Raw genomic sequence first — 16,350 nt, 5'->3', positions numbered from 1 at the left:
CGCCGTGCCCCTGCCCAGCGTCGCGCCGTTCGAGTTGGTGCAGAGCCTCCCCGAGGTCGTGGAGCGACGCGGCGTGCTGGCGCGCGCGGACCGCGCCCTGGTCGAAGGGGCGCTCCAGGGGGTCGCTTCCCTCGACGTCCCGGTGACCGCCCTCGACACGGTCACCGCGTTCTTCGGGGCGTGGCGCCGCGAGAAGCGCGTGTACCGCCTGACCCCCGAGTTGGCGGCCGAGTTGCGGGACGTCCCCTGGCCCGGCGCGTACCCGTGTGCGCACTTCCGCCTGCCCGACGCGGGCGTGGTGCTCGAGGTGCCGGCCGACCCCGCGCGCGGCGAGCCCGCACGGACGCTCACCGCGCACGTGGACCTCTCGGTGCTTGAGTCGCCCACCGTCGCGACCCGGCTCGCGGTGCTCGTGCACGAGCTGGAGATGTCGGCGGACATGCTCCGCCTGCGCCCGCTCGCGATCATCGAGCTGGGCGGGGGCACCCTCGGTGACGCGGTCGGCGCCATCCGCCACGCCGTCGCGGAGACGCACGCCGCCCGAGGGGCGCCCGACCACTCGCACCTGCCGGCCCGCGAGCGCGCGGTCCTCGACGCGACGGACGCGTGGGACGAGACGAGCCCCGCGGCGCGCCTCGCGGTCAACACGCTGCTCTACGTGCTCGGGGAGCCGGACGTCGTGCGCACGGTGGCGGACGCCCGCGCCCAGGGGCCGCGCCTCGTCCGCCACCTGCGTGCGGCGCCTCCACCGGCGTGCGACCAGAGGCCCGAGGCCCGCCGGGCGGCCGACCTCGCCGAGCCGGACGTCTATCTGGTGGGGACGCGGTACGCCGCCGCCGTGCGGCGCCACGGGATCGCTGCGGCGGCGCGTGAGCACGGGACGGCGATGGGAGGTCGTCCGGGTCCCGCGAGCCCCCCGGGCCGGACCGTGCGCCCGCACCTGCGGGCGGCGCACTGGCATCTCTACTGGGTCGGCCCGGGCCGCACGACCCCCGCGCTCCGGTTCATCCCCACCACCGTGGTGCACGGCGAGGAGACCGCGCGCCGCGAGGCCGTGGCCCCGGTGGTGCGCCTGGTGGGGTGAGGTGGCCCGGCGCGGGCGCGGCGCCAAGAGGATGACCGCACCCCGCCGACCCGCTTCGCCTTTACACCAGGTGGTCCTCCGCCGCCTCGGCCCGGGCGGGGCCAGACATCGGCCCCGCGCCCCGCCGCAACGGCCGCGGCATACTCCGCGGGCGGAACGCGCCGAACACCCGCCCGAGCGACTTCTCCTCCCCGACGAACCACCGGCGCACGAGGAGCGGATCGTCGCTTCCCCACACGTGCGACGGCATCCACACGTAGAACGCGCGGCCGGCGGGCGCGCTCGGGTCCGCGACGCAGACCTCCAGCACGCGTCCCTCGCGCACGGCGCGCCACCACGACGCGCGGTTCGGAAAGCCGAACCGCTGCGCCAGGCTGCGCCGGACCTCCTCACTCGGCCGAAAGTCGGAGGCGTCGAGGGCGGCGCCGCCGAGTCGATGGTCGAGCGCACCCACGGCCACCTCGAGCGTGGCCGCCCCGACGTCGTCGCCGTCACCCGGCCGACGGCCGCCCGGCTTCCGCCCGCGGGCCCCGGGCACCCGAGCGGGGGTCGGCTCGACTGCGGTCCGGGTTGTGGTCGCCCCCACTTCTGGGGCGGCAGGGCCGTCGGCCGGGGTGGCGTCCGGCTGGGCGGCGCGATCCCCCGCCGCGGCCACTGGCGTGGCGCGCTCCACGTACCAGCGCGCGAGCCAGACGTACGTCGTACGCTGGCCGCCGACCACGACGTCAATCCGCGGCGCGCGGGCCCGCAGCACGCTGGGGGGCTCGCCGGTCACCCCTGCCGCGTGGCCGAGCGTGCCCCACTGGTCCCAGGCGAGCTGTCCCACCGGCTCCGATCCGCGGCGCAGTGCGGCGACGAGCGCCGCCGGGAGCACGTCGTCCGCCACGACCCACTGGCGCCCGAGCGCATCGACAAACACCCCGGCACCCGCGCGGGCGGCGCCGAGAAGCCCGTAGTAGTCGACGCCCGACGCCCGCGCGGCGAGCGCCGAGCGGACGATGGCGGCGGGCTCCACCCCGGCCGCGTGCGCCGACACGCGCCGCACGAACGCAGGGAACACCTCGCACGCGCGCGATGGGGCGACGGCCACCCGGAAGTGATCGCCCTCCCACCCGCCGGGCCCGAGCCGGTCGTTGAGCGCCGCGCGCCACACCGCGTCCTCCGACTCGCCCAGGAGCGCCGCGAGCGCGGGGATCTCCCAGGAGTGGGCCGAGGCCATGGTGCCCGCGACACTGACGCGCCCCGCGGCGCCCGGCCGACTGCTCGCCCCGCCGCGCGGCGGCCGCGCGCGTCGGTGACGGGTACGCGTCGGCACGCCGACGCGCTGGTCGCGCCACGCCACCGGCACTTCGCCCGGCAGCTCCTCGCCCATGGGATCGGGCGTGATGCCATCACGCCCGCGGATGCCCGCGGCGCCGTACTCGGCAGCCCGCGCGGCGGCCAACTCGACGGAGCGCCGCACGTCGCCCGCGTGCCGCTCCTGCAACTGCAGGAGGTCGCGCGCGAACGACTGGCGCCCGACCGCACTCGACGCGGAAGGTCCGAAGCGCGGGTCGCGGGCGGCGAGCGCCTCCTCGGCCGCCACGACGGCCATCGCCTCCACGTGCGCCGGGCTCCACTCGGCGCGTCGACCGACCTCGAGCTGGTCGAGCCGCGCCGCCACGTGCGCCGGCGTCTCGCCCCGCTCGAGGGCGCCCAGCAGCCACTGGCGGGCGACCACGGGCACGCGGACCGCATACGAGGCCGACGGGAACCACAGCAGGCGCTCGCGATTGAGGGCCACCCCCACGTCGACGACCAGTGGCGAACGGCGCCGGACGTACACGGGGCCAGCGAGGATCGCCCGCAGAAGGTGGCGCGCCATGGGCGGGTCCTCGAGGGCGGATGCGAGCGCCTCGCGAACCGTGCGCGCGCAGGCGAGAATCGCATCCCGCTCGACCCGCGCGACCTGCTCGGCGTCCACCGCACTCTGTACGAGCGTGTCCAGCTTCTGCTGGATCGCCTTGAGCTCACGGGCGGCGCCGTTCGCCGAGGCGGCCCACCGCTCGGCGGAGGCCTCGTCCCCCAGCCGCTGGGCCTTCGCCGCCTCCTTGTGGTAGAACTCGACGTCCGACGCAAGGTCGGCGGACTGGTTGACGGCTCCCGCGTATGCGCCGTCGCCGCCGCGGACGCGTGCGAGCACCGCGCTCGCATACCCGTCGAAGGTGACCGCGTCGAACACCGACGCGACGACGCGCAGCGTCGCCCGCTCCGTGACGTTCCCGATACAGCACCCGTGCCCCTCGCGCACGCAGAGGTCATTCTGGTATCGCGCGGCGCCATCCGGCAGCGTCGTGGCGAGGCGGCGACCGCACAGGGCGCCGTCCGACTTCACGAAGCCGCACCGGACGTCTGGCAAGAGGTGGGGACGTTCGTCGTCGGGGGTCCGCGCCGGGCGGCGGCGCCGCCCCTCGCGGAGCAGCCGGGCGACAATGGCCTCGGCCTCCGGCGGCTGAAACGACGGGAACGCGTTCGGAAGCGAGATGTTGCTCATGAGCGTGCGTAGGTGAGGCGGCGCAGGGCGCGGCGCCGGCGCGCGCCGGCGCGTGGTCGCGCCGAAGCGGCCAGAGGGAATGAGGTCCGGTCGGGTGCCAATGGCTGGGTGGTTGTGCCGGGCCGCGGACGAGGCGGTGCGCCGGATGCCCGCCGGAGCGTGTCACGGCGTGTCACGGCGTGTCACGGCGTGTCACGGCGTCACGCGTGCGACCGCCGCGCCGACGCCGCCTCCATGATCACCGACTCGGAGATCTTGCTGTGCTGCCGCCAGGTGATGGCGTAGCGACCGTAGAGGGCCGGCCGCTGGAACCAGATGCGGAGCTGGTTCGGCCACCACGGGCGCCACCGGACGGACGAGGACGGACGCCAGGCACTGCTCCGCGTGGACGGGTACTTGCCGGCCACCGGCCACGCCGCGTCCTCCTCGACGCGGCGCATGAGGCCCGTGAGCGACCCCTCCTCGACCAGCCACTGGAAGCGGAGCGTGATGCTGCGGTAGACGTCCGCGTCGGGGAAGGGCATCGGCAGGAGCGTGTGCCCGGCGAGCCGGTGGTCTTCCTTGAACCGCGACACCGTCGTGCGCGCCGTGTAGGCATCGCCGCGTTCGAGCGCGCGCAACGCATCGGCCACCCAATCACTCAGCCCGGCGTGCTCCATCGCCTTGACGTAGGCGGGATCATGCGGCGACGCCCACACCATGCCGGAGGGGAGCTGGTACCGGTAGCCGCCGCGCCCCGACAGCTCGCGCTTGATCTTCGTCTGATAGGCCGCCCGCGAGCGGTTCTCCATCTCCGCGGCGACAGCCATGTCGTAGAGCGTCTTCAGATCCCCCGGGTCGCACGGGTCCAGCAGCTGCCCGTCGACGATGATCACGCCGCGGTGGCGCTGCATGGCGCTGAAGACCCGCGCCGCGTCGTGCACGTTACGCCCGAGGCGGTTGTGGTCCGCGAGCATCAGTACGCCGCAGCCCCCTCGCTCGATCACGTCCGCCGCGACCCGAAAGAGCTTCCGCCGTTCCGGCCGGCTGCCGGACTCCCCGCGGAGATCGACGACCGTGATGTCCTCGTCACGGATGCCGAACCGCGCGGCCACCTGCACCTGCCGGAACTGAAACTGCGCGGAGTGCACGTACTCGCGAGCCTGTTTGACGGTGCTCTGCCGGACCAGGACCATGATGCCGCGGGCCAGTAGGCCGTCCCAGCGCTCCAGCGTGCGCGCGCGCAACTCGTCGAAGCTCTCCAGGTGTGTCGTGTACATGCGGGGACCGTTCGGGACTGGGGGTCGACGTCGGCTTCGTGGCCGGGCCGGTGGGGGGCGAGCCGCGGACGTCGCGACGTCCGCGGGAGGGCGCTCGGTACCGCCGAGCCCGAAGGGCCGCGGCTCGTGGTGTGATACAGCGGGCTGCAGCGGGCTACGGGGAGTCCGACCGGGGGGATGAACCGTTCGGGTAGCCCGCGTGGCCGGCGGCGGCGTCGGACGGGGGTGCGCCCTGGCGCGCGCCGGGGGCAGCGTCGCCCGCCGGACACAGCCCATCGCGCACCGCCTGGCGGCAGGCGGCGGCAACGCCCGACAGCCGCGCAGCGGAGACGGCGCCCCGGCGCACCAGCACGTGCGTGACCGCCAGGGTAAGCCACTCGCCGAGGTGCGCGGCACGCCGGCGGTCGAACGACGGCATCGCGGGCATCGCGAGGACGGTTCTCGCGAATGCGCCCGACACCGACGATGCGCCGCTGTCCACGCACAGCCCGGGAACGGGGTGGGGACCACACGACGCTGCGGGAGCCCGCGACGTGAGGGACGGCTCGGCCGTTCCAATCAGGACTAGACCGGACGCGGGGCGCTCGTCGGCTGGGTGGACCGCGCCGGGCGTCCACGCGGGGGCCCAGCCCGGGAGTTCCCGTTGCGCCACGGGTGGGATGATGAGCGTGGGGCGCGGCACATCCGCCCCAGCCGTGTGGTCGAGCCGAGTCACATCCGTTCCTCCCGTGTGGTCCGCTCCGCCTGCGGGCCCTTGATGACCCGGGACGCCGAACCGCGTTGAGTGTCCCCCTTCGGACAGGAAGACGACGGTGCGACACCGGGCAGCGAGCGACCGGTCGGTCCCTCGTCTGGGGCTGCGGTCAGCACCGCGCGGTCGGCGCCGTCATCGCCCGGCAACGCGCCAGACAGGGATGACGTGCTGACGTGAGGGCGCGAGGAGACAGCGGCTGGAGCGCCTGCCAGTTCCGTCGTGCGCTCGCGGAGTGCCCTCGCGACGTGGCGGGCCGCCGTGCGGTAGACGGAAGCGAGTTCGAGCGGTGCAAAGCAGAGGGCGAGCGCGGCCCCGAGGCACGCGGGGTCGGCGAGTGCACCACGGTCGAGCGTCACGTTGACCGCCGGCGGCTCGGCATCCGCCTGCAGGGAGAGCAGACGCAGGCCGTCAGGTACGTCGGGCTGCATCAGCGCTCCTGGGTCCTGAGCAGCGTCGCGCCAACGGCTGACGTGCACCGACGCGTACCCGCATAGGTGTTGAGGCACCTATGGCTGTACTGAAGTGTGCCCTCCGGCAGTTGGCCTGAGCCGACGCGGTCGTGTCCTGGTTGCGGTAGCTCGCGCACGCGTACCGCGAGCTGTGCGGATGCAGGGGCGTGCCGCACCAGATTCGTCCGGAGGGTCAGGGCGTGGCGCCCGGCACACCAGGCCGCGGCAGACGGTGTCGCGCACCCGTCTACCGTGCTGAGTGCCCGCATTGCGGCGACACACTCAGAACTCGCGCAGGGCCAATCCCCTCCCCTTCTGGCTGCGCGGACGTCTGGATGTGCCCGCGAACGCGATGCGGCGCGGGCCGCGCGCGGTGCGCTGCTCCGCCGGGGGTGGACCTCGGGCCACCACCCGCGACGCGCTGCGCACGCTCCGACGGATGCGCGATTCGGCAGCTCCCATTGACCGAAGCCGTCCCAGCCGGACGAGGCACGCAGCGACGGGACCGGAGCCGACCCCCCGCCGCGTCGCGGTCTCGGGGTTGGAGCCTGCGCGCGGTGCTCGGGCTGTTCAGCACAGCGCTGCGGCGGTGCATTCAGGCGGCGGTCCCGCGGCGCGGTTCGCGGGCCGCGGCGGGAGGCTGCCCGTTCGGGAGCGTTCGCGACGCGTGGGTGCGCGAGGGCCCGCGCACTTCCGTCGGGCCAAGCGACGTGTACCGCTCCGCGCGAGGTGCGCCCGTGCGGCTCGCGGGCGGTGCTTGGCCGCGGGGTGTCGTCGGGGCGCCCCGGAACACACGCGGGGCGGTCAACGATGCGACGTGGAGTCACAGGTCGGACGTTGAGGCGGGACCCGCCGTCGCTGCTCGCGCGTGTGCACGCGAGCGGCCGATGGGCCTTGTGGGGCAGGCACCCGCATCGCCGGCTGTACGGCGTCCGCCACCGGACACTCGGGGCGTTCGCTACCGTGCGCTGTGCGGATCCCGCATCTCAACTCCGACCTGGCGGCCCGGGGCATGTCCAGACGCCCTCGGGATGCGCCCCTTAACGGGGCGCGTCGCCAGCGAGGCATGCACGATGGCACCGTGCCGAGGCTCTCGTCAAGCGCCCGACACCGGCGGCAGGCACCGCCCGCTACGGCCGCCCGACGACTGCAGGGTGTCGTCCGCGAGTCGTCACGTGTCTCGTGTGAGCCCCGCTGTCAGCCCCGGACGGCCCCAGGACCGCGCGACGGCAGGAGCGCGCGCCGCGGCGCGAATCGTCCCCCGCTGGCCCGGCCGCTCACGGCGGTCGGCCGGTCGCCGGCGCGCCTCACGGTGCGCGCCGCCCGACCTCGCAGGCGCGTCCGACATGCGTCGACAGGCAGCCACCATCCCACGGCGGTCGGCAATCGGCCCTTGCTGCGACGAATCTGGCGGTGCGTCGGAGCGTGGGTCCCCGAGCGCTCGTGTCGCTTGTGTCGCACGACGTCGCCCGCGCCATCTTTCGCTCGGCGAACCGGACGCATACCATGCCGCCCGACGGGTTCGGACGCTGCGCCACGTCATGTCAACGTTGCAGCACGTTGCCGCATGTCGTGGCCGTCTCCGTGCGAGTGGGCGACGCCGCCCGCCACCCATCCTTCACCACCGGGAGGAGCCTTATGCCGGCGACGCTGGCGACGGAACTGGTTCGCATCACGCCGAAGATGGCGGAAGAGCTGCTCGCCCGGAACGTGGAGCTCAACCGGCGCCTCAACCGCGCGCTGGTCGAGCGCTACGCCACCGACATGCAGAACGGCGACTGGCAGGAGGAGAACGGCGAGACGATCAAGATCGCCCCCGACGGGACGCTGCTCGACGGCCAGCATCGCCTCTCCGCCGTGGTCGAGAGCGGGCGCCCGGTACGGTTTCTCGTCGTCCGCAACGTCGACCCCGACGCCCTCGCCACCGTCGACGCGGGGAAATCGCGGTCCTTCGCCGACGTCCTGCACATGCGGGGGCAGGAGAACGCGCGGCGGGTGGCCGCCGCGGCCAAGTACGTGTGGCACTACGAGAACGGGTCCATGCTCTCGTCGGGGCGCGCCGTGTCGCACGCGCTCCTCGCGAAGGTGCTCGAGGAGCACCCCCGGATGCCGGACGCCGTCGACGACGTCCACGCCTACCGGCCGTCGCTCCAGCCGGCCAGCGTGCTCGCCTTCGTCTATACGCTCGCCAAGGAAAAGCACCCGCGGCGCGCGGCGCAGTGGCTCGCCATGGTCCAGGAGGGAGAGGGCCTCAAGAAGACCGACGCCGCCTGGCACCTCCGGGAGCGCCTGCTCCACGGGCGATCCGGCCGGGGCGCGCGCGAGCAACTCCGCATCCCGTACGTCGCCGCGCTCATGATCAAATCGTGGAACGCGACGCTCGACAACGACACCGTACGGAAGCTCGAATGGACCTCCGAGGGGCGCGGCGCCGAGCCTTTCCCGGCCGTGCGGTGATCGGACGGGCCTGCCCCCCGTCGCCGGGTACCGGGTCGCCGCCTCCCGACCGGACCTGAGGCGGCTGCCGCGTCACCCGCCGCGGCCCGCCGCGCGCCCGGAGCCGCTCGTTCAGAAACGGAGGCCGACGCTGAGCGGCGCGCGCACCTGTTGGGCGCCCGCGCTCCCGAGGCCTGGCAGCACCAGGATGCGGCCCTCGATGAACGGTGTCACGGCGCCGAATCGGGCGCTGGCTCCGAGCCCGCCCGTGTACGAGACCGTGTTCACCCGCACGGGCGGGAGGTAGACGACCTTCGACGCCGTGTTGGGGCCGTGCGGCACCCAGTCCGTCTCGTTGCGGTTGGCGTACTGCTGCACACCCACGCCCGCCAACGCGTACGGCCGCACCGCGCCGAGCGCCGGCAGGCGCACCACGCCGAGCACGCTGCCCCCAACCAGGGTGGTCGTGCGCCGGACGTCGAGGGGCCCCTGGCCGTCGCGCAGATCGCCCGTGAAGGTGCGTCCCGCGCGCCAGTAGTCGCCCGCGACGCGGAGCGCCAACGGCGACCGCGGTCCGCCGATGCGGCGCTCGTAGCCCGCCTGCGCGGCGAACCCCGGCGCGGCGTCGCCGAAGTCCTTGCCTAAGGCGTCCGTCCCCGCCGCAAGGAAGAACGCGCCGGCGCGATGCGGCCTGGCGCTCGGCGGCGCGGAGTCCGGCCCCGCGGACGATTGCGCGCGGACGGGGGCGCCGAGCAGGGTGACGAGGGTGACGGCAGCGAGCACGGGAGCGAGCACGGGAGCGAGCACGGGAGCGAGCACGGGAGCGAGCACGGGAGCGAGCACGGGAGCGCGCGACATAGAACGTGGGGCTCGGGGTGAAGAGGCGTGGGGGCGACCGGTGCGACGGACGCCGTGACCGGTGGCGACGCTCGCCGACCCAGCTGTTGGTCACCGGCGCCGCGACGAGTGTTGCCACCGGCCGTGCCGGGTGCCGTCAGACGGCCGGCGCCAGTGCGACGCGCCGAGGTCCGCCGCGCCGAGACCAGCCCGCTCCAGCCTGCGGACGTCGGCGGTGTCGCGCCTCCGTCTTGGTGCGTGCCCGCCGGCGACGTCTCGCGCAGACGGACCGTCGCCCTCGCACGCCCTCGCACCGCACCTCGCTCGTGCCACACCGTCCTCCCCTGTCCCCCCCCGTCCGCCCGGCGCCCCAGCGGCAACCCCCCGCCCCCGTCGGTCCGACGAGTACCGACGCGACGCGATGCTGGCGGGCCCGCGCCCTGGCCTGCCACGCGTGGCGCCCAGGGGAGACCTCCCCGCGGCGAAAGGCGACCGGGGACCGCGGCGGCGCCCCGACGGTGTCGCGGATCCGTCTCTCCGGGTGCACGCCGCCGCGCCCGCGTCGACACGCCGTCGACGGTGCCGCGAGGGCTTCACCGCGGTGACACCGCGGAGGTCCGCATGTCGGTTCCGCCCCCGCCGTCCGACGTCGCGCGTTCACCCGGCGACCCAGCGCCGGTCGCCCAACGCCACGCCTCCGCGCGCGGGCCGCAGTTCTCGTGGTCTGAGTCCCGTGCGCGACTCCTCCGCCGGTGCCGACGGGCGTACTACCTGAGCTACTACGCCGCGCACGAGGGCTGGCGCGCGCCGGCGGGCACGACGTCGTGGCTGGCCTACCGACTCAAGAAGCTCACGACGTTGCCGGCGCTCGTCGGCGTCGCCGTTCACCGCGCGGCCTCGACCTGCGCGCGCACGCTCGCGGCGGGTGGGCCGCTCCCGAGCTACCGCGCGCTCCGGGCGACCGCGGCCGCCGAGCTGAACGGCGGGTGGCGGCAGGCCCGTGACGGGATCACCGCCTTCCTCCGGCGCCCGGCGGCGGTCTGCATGCTCGACGAGTTCCTGTACGGCCACGGCCCCGACGCCCAAGCGCTCGACCGGGCTCGGGCGGTGCTGGACGGGTCGCTCCGCGCGCTCACGACCGTCGACGCGCTCTGGGACGGTGTCCGCAGGGCGGCGCCGGAGGACGTGATCGTTCTCGATCCGTTCTGGCACTTTGAGCTGCCCCCGGACGGCACCACGGTGTTCGCCGCGCCAGACCTGCTGGTGCGACCGGCGCGTGACGCGCGCTGGGAGGTGACCGACTTCAAGTCCGGTCGGCCCGACCACGTCATCGACCAGCTGCTCACGTACGCGGTCGCCGCGCGGGAGGGGCTCGGGCTGGACGCCGACGACGGGATGGTCGGACGCGTCGTGGCGCTGTCCGGATCGCCGGGCGAGCGCGAGACGACGGTCCTGCTGACGACCGACGACCTGGAGGCGGCGTCCGCGCGCATCCGAGACGGCGTGGGAGCGATGCACGCGTTGCTGCGCGACGTCCGGCGCAACCTCCCGCTCGCCGCCGACGCGTTCGCGCCGGCCACGAACCCCGCGACGTGCCGCACCTGCGCGTTTCGCGGGCTCTGCCACCCGGACGACTTCCCATCGCGCCTGACGGGCGCCGTCGGGAGCGCGGCGCCGTGAGCCGCCGGCGTCCGGACGGAGCGCGCCCGCCCCCGCCCATCGACGGCGAGCGCTTCCCGTGATCACCACCCGTCGACGGCCCCGGGAGGGGCGTTCGTCGCCCCCGCTTGGCTCCCGGCCGAGGCTGCGACGTCTGCGGCGCCCGACGACCACTCCTGGCGCCCACGCGCGCGCCGTAGCGCGCCGTGGTGTCCCCGTGGCCGGCCCTGCCCTCAACGACCCACACGATGGCGACCCTGCTGCTCCGCCGGCCTCCGGCTCGGCCCGACGCGGCCGACGGCCCGCACGTGCCTCTCCCCGTGCCGCCCACGGCGTCCCCCGCCGCACCGCCCGCCGCGGGGGACGCGTCACGCGCCGGCGCCCCGCCCGCGGTGCGGTCCCTGGCCGCACTGCTCGCCGATGCCCATCGAGGCGCGCGCTCGACGGCGGGCGCAACCGGCTCCCGGCATCCCGCCGGTGCGGGCACGGGCTCCCCGGGGTCCGAGGCGCTCGGGGCCGCGGCACGCGCCTCGGGCGGGCTCGACCCGGGCGGGCTCGACCCGGAGGCCGCACTCGAGGAGCTGCTCACACGTCTGCACGGCCCCGTGCTGCGCTTCGTTCGCGACCGCGTGCGTCGGCGCCGCGACGCGGAGGACCTCGCCGCCGACGTGGCGCAGGAGACCCTCATCCGCCTGGCCCGCGGGGCGCCGACGTGCCGCGCGCAGACCGACCCGCAGGTGTTGGCGTGGGCGCTCACCACCGCGCAGCACGTGCTGATCGACACGTGGCGTTCGCCCGAGTGGCGTCTCGCTGGCGCGCGCGCCTCGGGCCCTGCGGGCGCCTCGGGCCGCGCCGCCGCGGGAGACGCGGAGTGGGCGGCCCTCGCGCAGTCGTACGAGGAGAGCGCGGGTCGGGTGCCGGACGTCGAACCGGCGTACGCCCTGCTCCTGCGCCTCGCCGTGGAAGCCTGCGACGCGGCGCGCGACGGGGTGGCGACCCTGTGTTGGACGCGACTCGTCGCCGGCGCGGAGTGGGCGCAGGTCGCCGCCGCGTGCAACACTAGCGAGACCGCCGTCAAGCGTCGCTTCCAACGGGCACAAGCCGCGATGCGCCGCGAGGTGTGGCGCCGGGTCGCGACGCTCGGCCCGTCGGACCAGGCGGCGGTGCGTGCGTACCTTTTCCGGCGGGGACTGCTCCCTGGCTAGCCCCTGGACTCGAGGCCGGGGCCGCGCCGCAGGCAGCGTGAGCGGGCGCCGCGCGGTAGTTTGCGGCACCACTCCCCGACGTCACCTCGTGCGCTCCCTGCTCCCGTGGCTGCACCGCCTGCTGCGGCGGCGCCTGGCAAGCCGTGCCGGCGCGGACGCCGCGCCGGCCCCGCGGCCGTCCTCGGATCCGGCCGCGGCGTCGGCCGACGCGTCTATCGCACCGTCGGTCGACGCGTCCGTCGCGCGCGACGAGTTGGCGCGGGCGGTCGCGCGGTCTCGGCAGCCGACAACGGACGCCCACGCGGCCGCCCAGGCCCGCGCCGCCGCGCGCCGCGCGCTTCGCGCCCGGCAGGCGCCTGACGACCCGTCGGACGCGGCCTGACGCCCGGGAGGTCCGCCCGCGGCATCCCATGCAGCTGCGGTGCGGCTGCGGTGCGGGTACGACGCAGCCGTGCAGCCGTCTTCGCCACGCCCATCCCGCCCGCTACTCCCGCCCCGCGTGCCTGAGCCCACCACTGAGCCCACCCCTGGGGCCGAAACGCCCGCTGTCCTGACCGACGGCGTCCCGGCCGGCACCCCGGCCGGCGCCATCGTCGACGCCACGCGACGCGCTCCCATCGAGACCGGTGCCGGGGCCAGCGCCGGGGCACCGGACACGGCGGCCGACACGGCGGCCGACACGGCGGCCGACACGGCGGCCGACACGGCGGCCGAAGCCCGTGACGCGCCACGCGCCGGGGCGGCGGTATCGGGCGGCGCGCCGGGCGTGCCGCTCGGCGCGCAGTTCGAGGCGTACGCCGCCCGGGTGATCGCGGCCGAGGACCAGGTGCTGTTTCAGGAGGCGACCCGGTGCGTGGACGCCGGGGCGCTCCGCGCGGCGTACGTGATGACCTGGATCAGCGCGGCCGAGTCGCTCAAGCGCAAGTTCCGCGAGCTGGCGGCCCGCGACAAGAAGGCGGCCGCCGTGCTGCAGAAGGTGACACAGGCCGAGGCGCAGCACCGCGCGGTGGACATGACGCTGCTCGACGACGCCAAGACGTACGGCTCCGTCAGCGACGCCGAGCACGCGCAACTCCAGCACGTGTACGAGATGCGCTCCGTGTTCGCGCACCCATACGAGCACGCGCCGACGCCGGAAGCGCTGCTGGCGGCGGGCCGCACGGTGGTGGACGCCGTGCTCAGTCGCACGACCAAACTGCGGCACGGCTTCATCGCGGAGCGCGTGGCGCTGCTCGCCGGCGACGCGCACTTCCTGGATGACGTGCGCGCCGTGGTGGCGGAGTTCGCCGAGGAGATGTACGGCCGCGTCGCCGACGAGTTGCACCCCTACGTGCTCACCAAGCTGTGGGACGCGTTGACCCCCAAGGTGCCGGACGCGGCCGCGGCGGCGCTCGTCCGCCGCGGCCGGCGCTTCAGCCTCGCGTACCTCCGGACGGGGGGCGAGGCGCTCATCCGACGCATCGAGTGGAGCGTCGTTCTGCCGCCGCACGCGCGGCTGGTGGCGCCGGTGCTCACGGATCTGGCCCTCTTCCCGCACCTCCCGAAGATCGCACGCGACATGGTCGTGGGGCACGTGCTCGACATCGCCGGCGGGAACGCCACCTTCCTGGCCGTGTTCGACGCCCTGCTGGACGCCGGCCACCTCGATGACCGGCAGCGCGCGCGGGTCGACGCGGCCCTCGACGCGGTGCCCCTCAAGGACCTCGCCGAGACGGCCGTCGCGCCCGCGCGGTACGTCGGGCGCGTGATCGCCGAGATGAAGCGGCACAACTGGTACGCCCAGAACGCCGCGGTCGCCGTCCTGCGCAACATCGGGCCCGGCCGCGTCGCCGGACTGCCGGCGGCGGCGCAACGGGAGCTCGGGAACAACGTGCTGCAGTCCGCAGACGGGTCGGCGCGCGACGCCGCGGCGTTCCTGCGCACGCTCGCGTCGCGCACGCCGGACGAGGCCTGGCCGCCCGAGTTCCTGGCGGGCGTCGTCGCCGAGTGCTTCCGCAACGACGACGGAGCCGTCCGATTCAAGACCGGATGGATGGACGAAGCGCTCGGAACGCTGGTCCATGTCCCGGAGCCGCGGCGCGTCGAGATCCTGGACGACGTGGCGGCCGCGGTGGAGGGTGGCCAGCTCGCGACGTCGCTCTGGGACCTCGACGAGTTCGACACCGTGGTCGACGTGATCGACGGTCTCGGCGACGAAGCGCTCCGGGACTCCCCGCCGATGCAGCGCCTCCGCCGGGCCCTCATCGACCGCCGAGTACGCGAGGCCGCCGCCGAGGCCGCGAAGCAGGGGGCGCCGGAGGCAGCGACGGGCGGCACAACGCAGACCGCCGGCGGCGACACGACGGCCACCGGTCCCACACCGTGAGCGCGGCCGGGCCGGCGGCGCTCCCGCTCGATCTCCCCAGCTCCCGTGCGCGCCTCCGGCGGGCAGCGCACAGGACCGTGACCCCGCCGCGTAGCCCGCAGCCGAGCCCGACCCCATGGGTGCCGCCATGGCGTGGGGTCGGCCTACTGGCGGACGGTGGAACTCGCCGCACCCCCGAGCCGCGACATGCGCTCCTGGGCTCGGTGCGGCGCGACGGCCGAGGCGTGCCGGCAGGGCCCCTGCTTCGAGGAGCGCGCTTGCCGGCCCCCGCGAATGCGCTCATATTGAGCGCATGGCTACCGGCACTGTATCCCCGCGCGCTCGGATCGCCGACCGGCGGGACGACAGTCCCGTGCCGGGGAAGACGCCTGCGACGCGCGAGACGCGGAGGACCTGGCGGCCTACGGCCACGGCGGACCCGCTGACTCTGCTGGGCGTAAGCGGCAGCCGGGGGGACCTGCTGCGCTACCTCACCGTCCATCCAGGCGAGCGGGTCTACCTGCGGCGGCTCGAGCGACTGTTCGGTGAGCGGAGCGCGTCACTGCAGCGCGACCTCCGCGACCTGACCCAGGTCGGCGCGATCCGTCGCGTGGAGCCGGTCGAGGGTCGGCGCGTGGAGTACGAGGTGGTGCGGGCATGGCCGCTCTGGGGGGCGCTCCGGCAGGTCATCGCGACGCTCTCCGATCCTCCCACGCTGACGCGCGAGGCCCTGCGGGGGATCACCGGGGTAGACGCCGCGTTCGTGTATGGGTCCTTCGCCACCGGCACGGCCCGGGAGGACAGCGACGTCGACGTGTTCGTCGTCGGCGAGCGCGTCGACCGCGCGCGGCTCCACCGCGCGCTCAGCGAGGTCGCCGTCCTGTCGGGCCGCGAGGTCAACCCCAACGTCTACACGCCGGCCGTGCTGCGAGAGCGGCTGACGCAGCCGGCGTCGCCGAGCCGTCGGTTCCTGCGCGACGTCCTCGCGGGGCCGAAGCAGTGGGTGGTGGGGAACGGCGAGGCCCTCGCGCCGCTCGCGGCTGCGGCCGGGGTGGCGCGCATCCCGTGACGGTCCCCAGGACGTCACCTGGACGGCCCATGGCTGGCCGGTGAGCGCGCCGTAATGGTGTCCCGAAAGAAGGGCCGGCAGCAGGCGCCACAGCGTCCCACCGCGTCACCGGCAGCCTCCACGGCTGCGGGGACGGTCTCGGACGGTGGTGGCGCGGGAAGCACGGACCCGCGACTGGCCGAACCTGCGCAGCCCGGGTGGCCGAACCCGCTTCCGGCCGAGCTGGGGTGGATGCAGGACAAGGTCGAGCAGGTGGCCTTCAGCCGGGCCGAGGTGCTCGCGCTGTGGGCCAAGGCGGTGCGCAAGCTGCGCGACGCTGGCATCGTGGGCGTCAGCACGGACACGGCGCTCGAGACCGCATACGCGGCAGGCCGGATCGGTGCCGTGGCGCTCCTGGGCAGCCGCCACCTCCGCGTCCGTGCCAAGCAGGGGCACCACGAGCTTACGTTCGCCGCCGTCGCGGCCCTGGGGCTCCCGGGCCTCGGCGATCTGCAGATGACCTCGGCCGAAGTGCGCGCGGACCGCCGGGACGCCGACTACGCGCCCGAGGAGGCGACCGCGGCGCAGGTCGCCCACGCCACCGCGTGGGCGAAGGCGACGCTCCCCCCGATGCGGGCGGCGCTGGTCGCCGGGGATGCGGTGCTGGCGGCGCGGCTCGACCCCGTCCCGTAGGTCCCGCCACGTGGGCCTCGCCGGCCTCGCGCTCCGTCTCTCGGCACGG

General features: G+C 75.2%; 11 protein-coding genes. 7 read left to right on the top strand and 4 right to left on the bottom strand.

Going from position 1 to position 16,350, the window contains the following annotated elements:
- Positions 1 to 4 precede the first annotated feature (4 nt).
- Positions 5 to 1,084, top strand: coding sequence for an AcrVA2 family anti-CRISPR protein (locus rosag_RS23770; protein ID WP_284352677.1), 1,080 nt, complete (start codon positions 5 to 7; stop codon positions 1,082 to 1,084).
- Between the two features lie 61 nt (positions 1,085 to 1,145).
- On the opposite strand, the gene rosag_RS23765 is transcribed toward rosag_RS23770, so the two are convergent.
- The 3 genes from rosag_RS23765 to rosag_RS23755 all read right to left on the bottom strand — a co-directional run bounded on the left by rosag_RS23765 (position 1,146) and on the right by rosag_RS23755 (position 6,058).
- Positions 1,146 to 3,482, bottom strand: coding sequence for a hypothetical protein (locus tag rosag_RS23765; RefSeq protein WP_284352676.1), 2,337 nt, complete (start codon positions 3,480 to 3,482; stop codon positions 1,146 to 1,148).
- A 335-nt stretch (positions 3,483 to 3,817) separates the two neighbouring features.
- Positions 3,818 to 4,843 (bottom strand): recombinase family protein, encoded by a 1,026-nt coding sequence (locus tag rosag_RS23760; protein ID WP_284352675.1) that lies wholly within the window; start codon positions 4,841 to 4,843, stop codon positions 3,818 to 3,820.
- A 744-nt stretch (positions 4,844 to 5,587) separates the two neighbouring features.
- Entirely contained in the window at positions 5,588 to 6,058 is a 471-nt protein-coding gene (locus tag rosag_RS23755) for a hypothetical protein (RefSeq protein WP_284352674.1), read from the bottom strand.
- A gap of 1,659 nt (positions 6,059 to 7,717) precedes the next feature.
- On the opposite strand from rosag_RS23755, the gene rosag_RS23750 reads away from it, so the two are divergent.
- The gene (locus tag rosag_RS23750) at positions 7,718 to 8,536 is read left to right on the top strand and encodes a ParB N-terminal domain-containing protein (protein WP_284352673.1); all 819 of its coding nucleotides are present in this window, start codon (positions 7,718 to 7,720) and stop codon (positions 8,534 to 8,536) included.
- A 111-nt stretch (positions 8,537 to 8,647) separates the two neighbouring features.
- Here rosag_RS23750 and rosag_RS23745 read toward each other — a convergent pair whose 3' ends face one another.
- Positions 8,648 to 9,373: a hypothetical protein gene (locus rosag_RS23745; RefSeq protein ID WP_284352672.1), complete on the bottom strand. Its 726-nt coding sequence runs from the start codon at positions 9,371 to 9,373 to the stop codon at positions 8,648 to 8,650.
- A 600-nt stretch (positions 9,374 to 9,973) separates the two neighbouring features.
- Here rosag_RS23745 and rosag_RS23740 point away from each other — a divergent pair.
- The 5 genes from rosag_RS23740 (at position 9,974) to rosag_RS23720 (ending at position 16,301) form a co-directional block, all read left to right on the top strand.
- Positions 9,974 to 11,032 carry a PD-(D/E)XK nuclease family protein gene (locus rosag_RS23740; RefSeq protein WP_284352671.1) on the top strand — a complete coding sequence of 353 codons (1,059 nt, stop codon included), beginning with the start codon at positions 9,974 to 9,976 and terminating at the stop codon, positions 11,030 to 11,032.
- Positions 11,033 to 11,616: 584 nt separating this feature from the next.
- Positions 11,617 to 12,216: a sigma factor gene (locus tag rosag_RS23735; RefSeq protein ID WP_284352670.1), complete on the top strand. Its 600-nt coding sequence runs from the start codon at positions 11,617 to 11,619 to the stop codon at positions 12,214 to 12,216.
- Between the two features lie 499 nt (positions 12,217 to 12,715).
- Positions 12,716 to 14,581, top strand: coding sequence for a hypothetical protein (locus rosag_RS23730; protein ID WP_284352669.1), 1,866 nt, complete (start codon positions 12,716 to 12,718; stop codon positions 14,579 to 14,581).
- Positions 14,582 to 14,933: 352 nt separating this feature from the next.
- The gene (locus tag rosag_RS23725) at positions 14,934 to 15,629 is read left to right on the top strand and encodes a nucleotidyltransferase domain-containing protein (protein ID WP_284352668.1); all 696 of its coding nucleotides are present in this window, start codon (positions 14,934 to 14,936) and stop codon (positions 15,627 to 15,629) included.
- A gap of 231 nt (positions 15,630 to 15,860) precedes the next feature.
- A complete protein-coding gene (locus rosag_RS23720; RefSeq protein ID WP_284352667.1) occupies positions 15,861 to 16,301 on the top strand; it encodes a hypothetical protein in 441 nt (146 codons plus the stop codon).
- Positions 16,302 to 16,350: the final 49 nt, after the last annotated feature.

The sequence above is a fragment of the Roseisolibacter agri genome (assembly GCF_030159095.1).
GTDB lineage: Bacteria > Gemmatimonadota > Gemmatimonadetes > Gemmatimonadales > Gemmatimonadaceae > Roseisolibacter > Roseisolibacter agri.
Note: the sequence above shows the minus strand (reverse complement) of the source record. Positions and strands in the feature narration are given on the sequence as shown.

Coding starts and splice junctions, on each gene's coding strand:
- rosag_RS23755 (WP_284352674.1), bottom strand. CDS start 6,058: ATGCAGCCCGACGTACCTGACGGCCTGCGTCTGCTCTCCCTGCAGGCG.
- rosag_RS23750 (WP_284352673.1), top strand. CDS start 7,718: ATGCCGGCGACGCTGGCGACGGAACTGGTTCGCATCACGCCGAAGATG.
- rosag_RS23745 (WP_284352672.1), bottom strand. CDS start 9,373: ATGTCGCGCGCTCCCGTGCTCGCTCCCGTGCTCGCTCCCGTGCTCGCT.
- rosag_RS23740 (WP_284352671.1), top strand. CDS start 9,974: ATGTCGGTTCCGCCCCCGCCGTCCGACGTCGCGCGTTCACCCGGCGAC.
- rosag_RS23720 (WP_284352667.1), top strand. CDS start 15,861: ATGCAGGACAAGGTCGAGCAGGTGGCCTTCAGCCGGGCCGAGGTGCTC.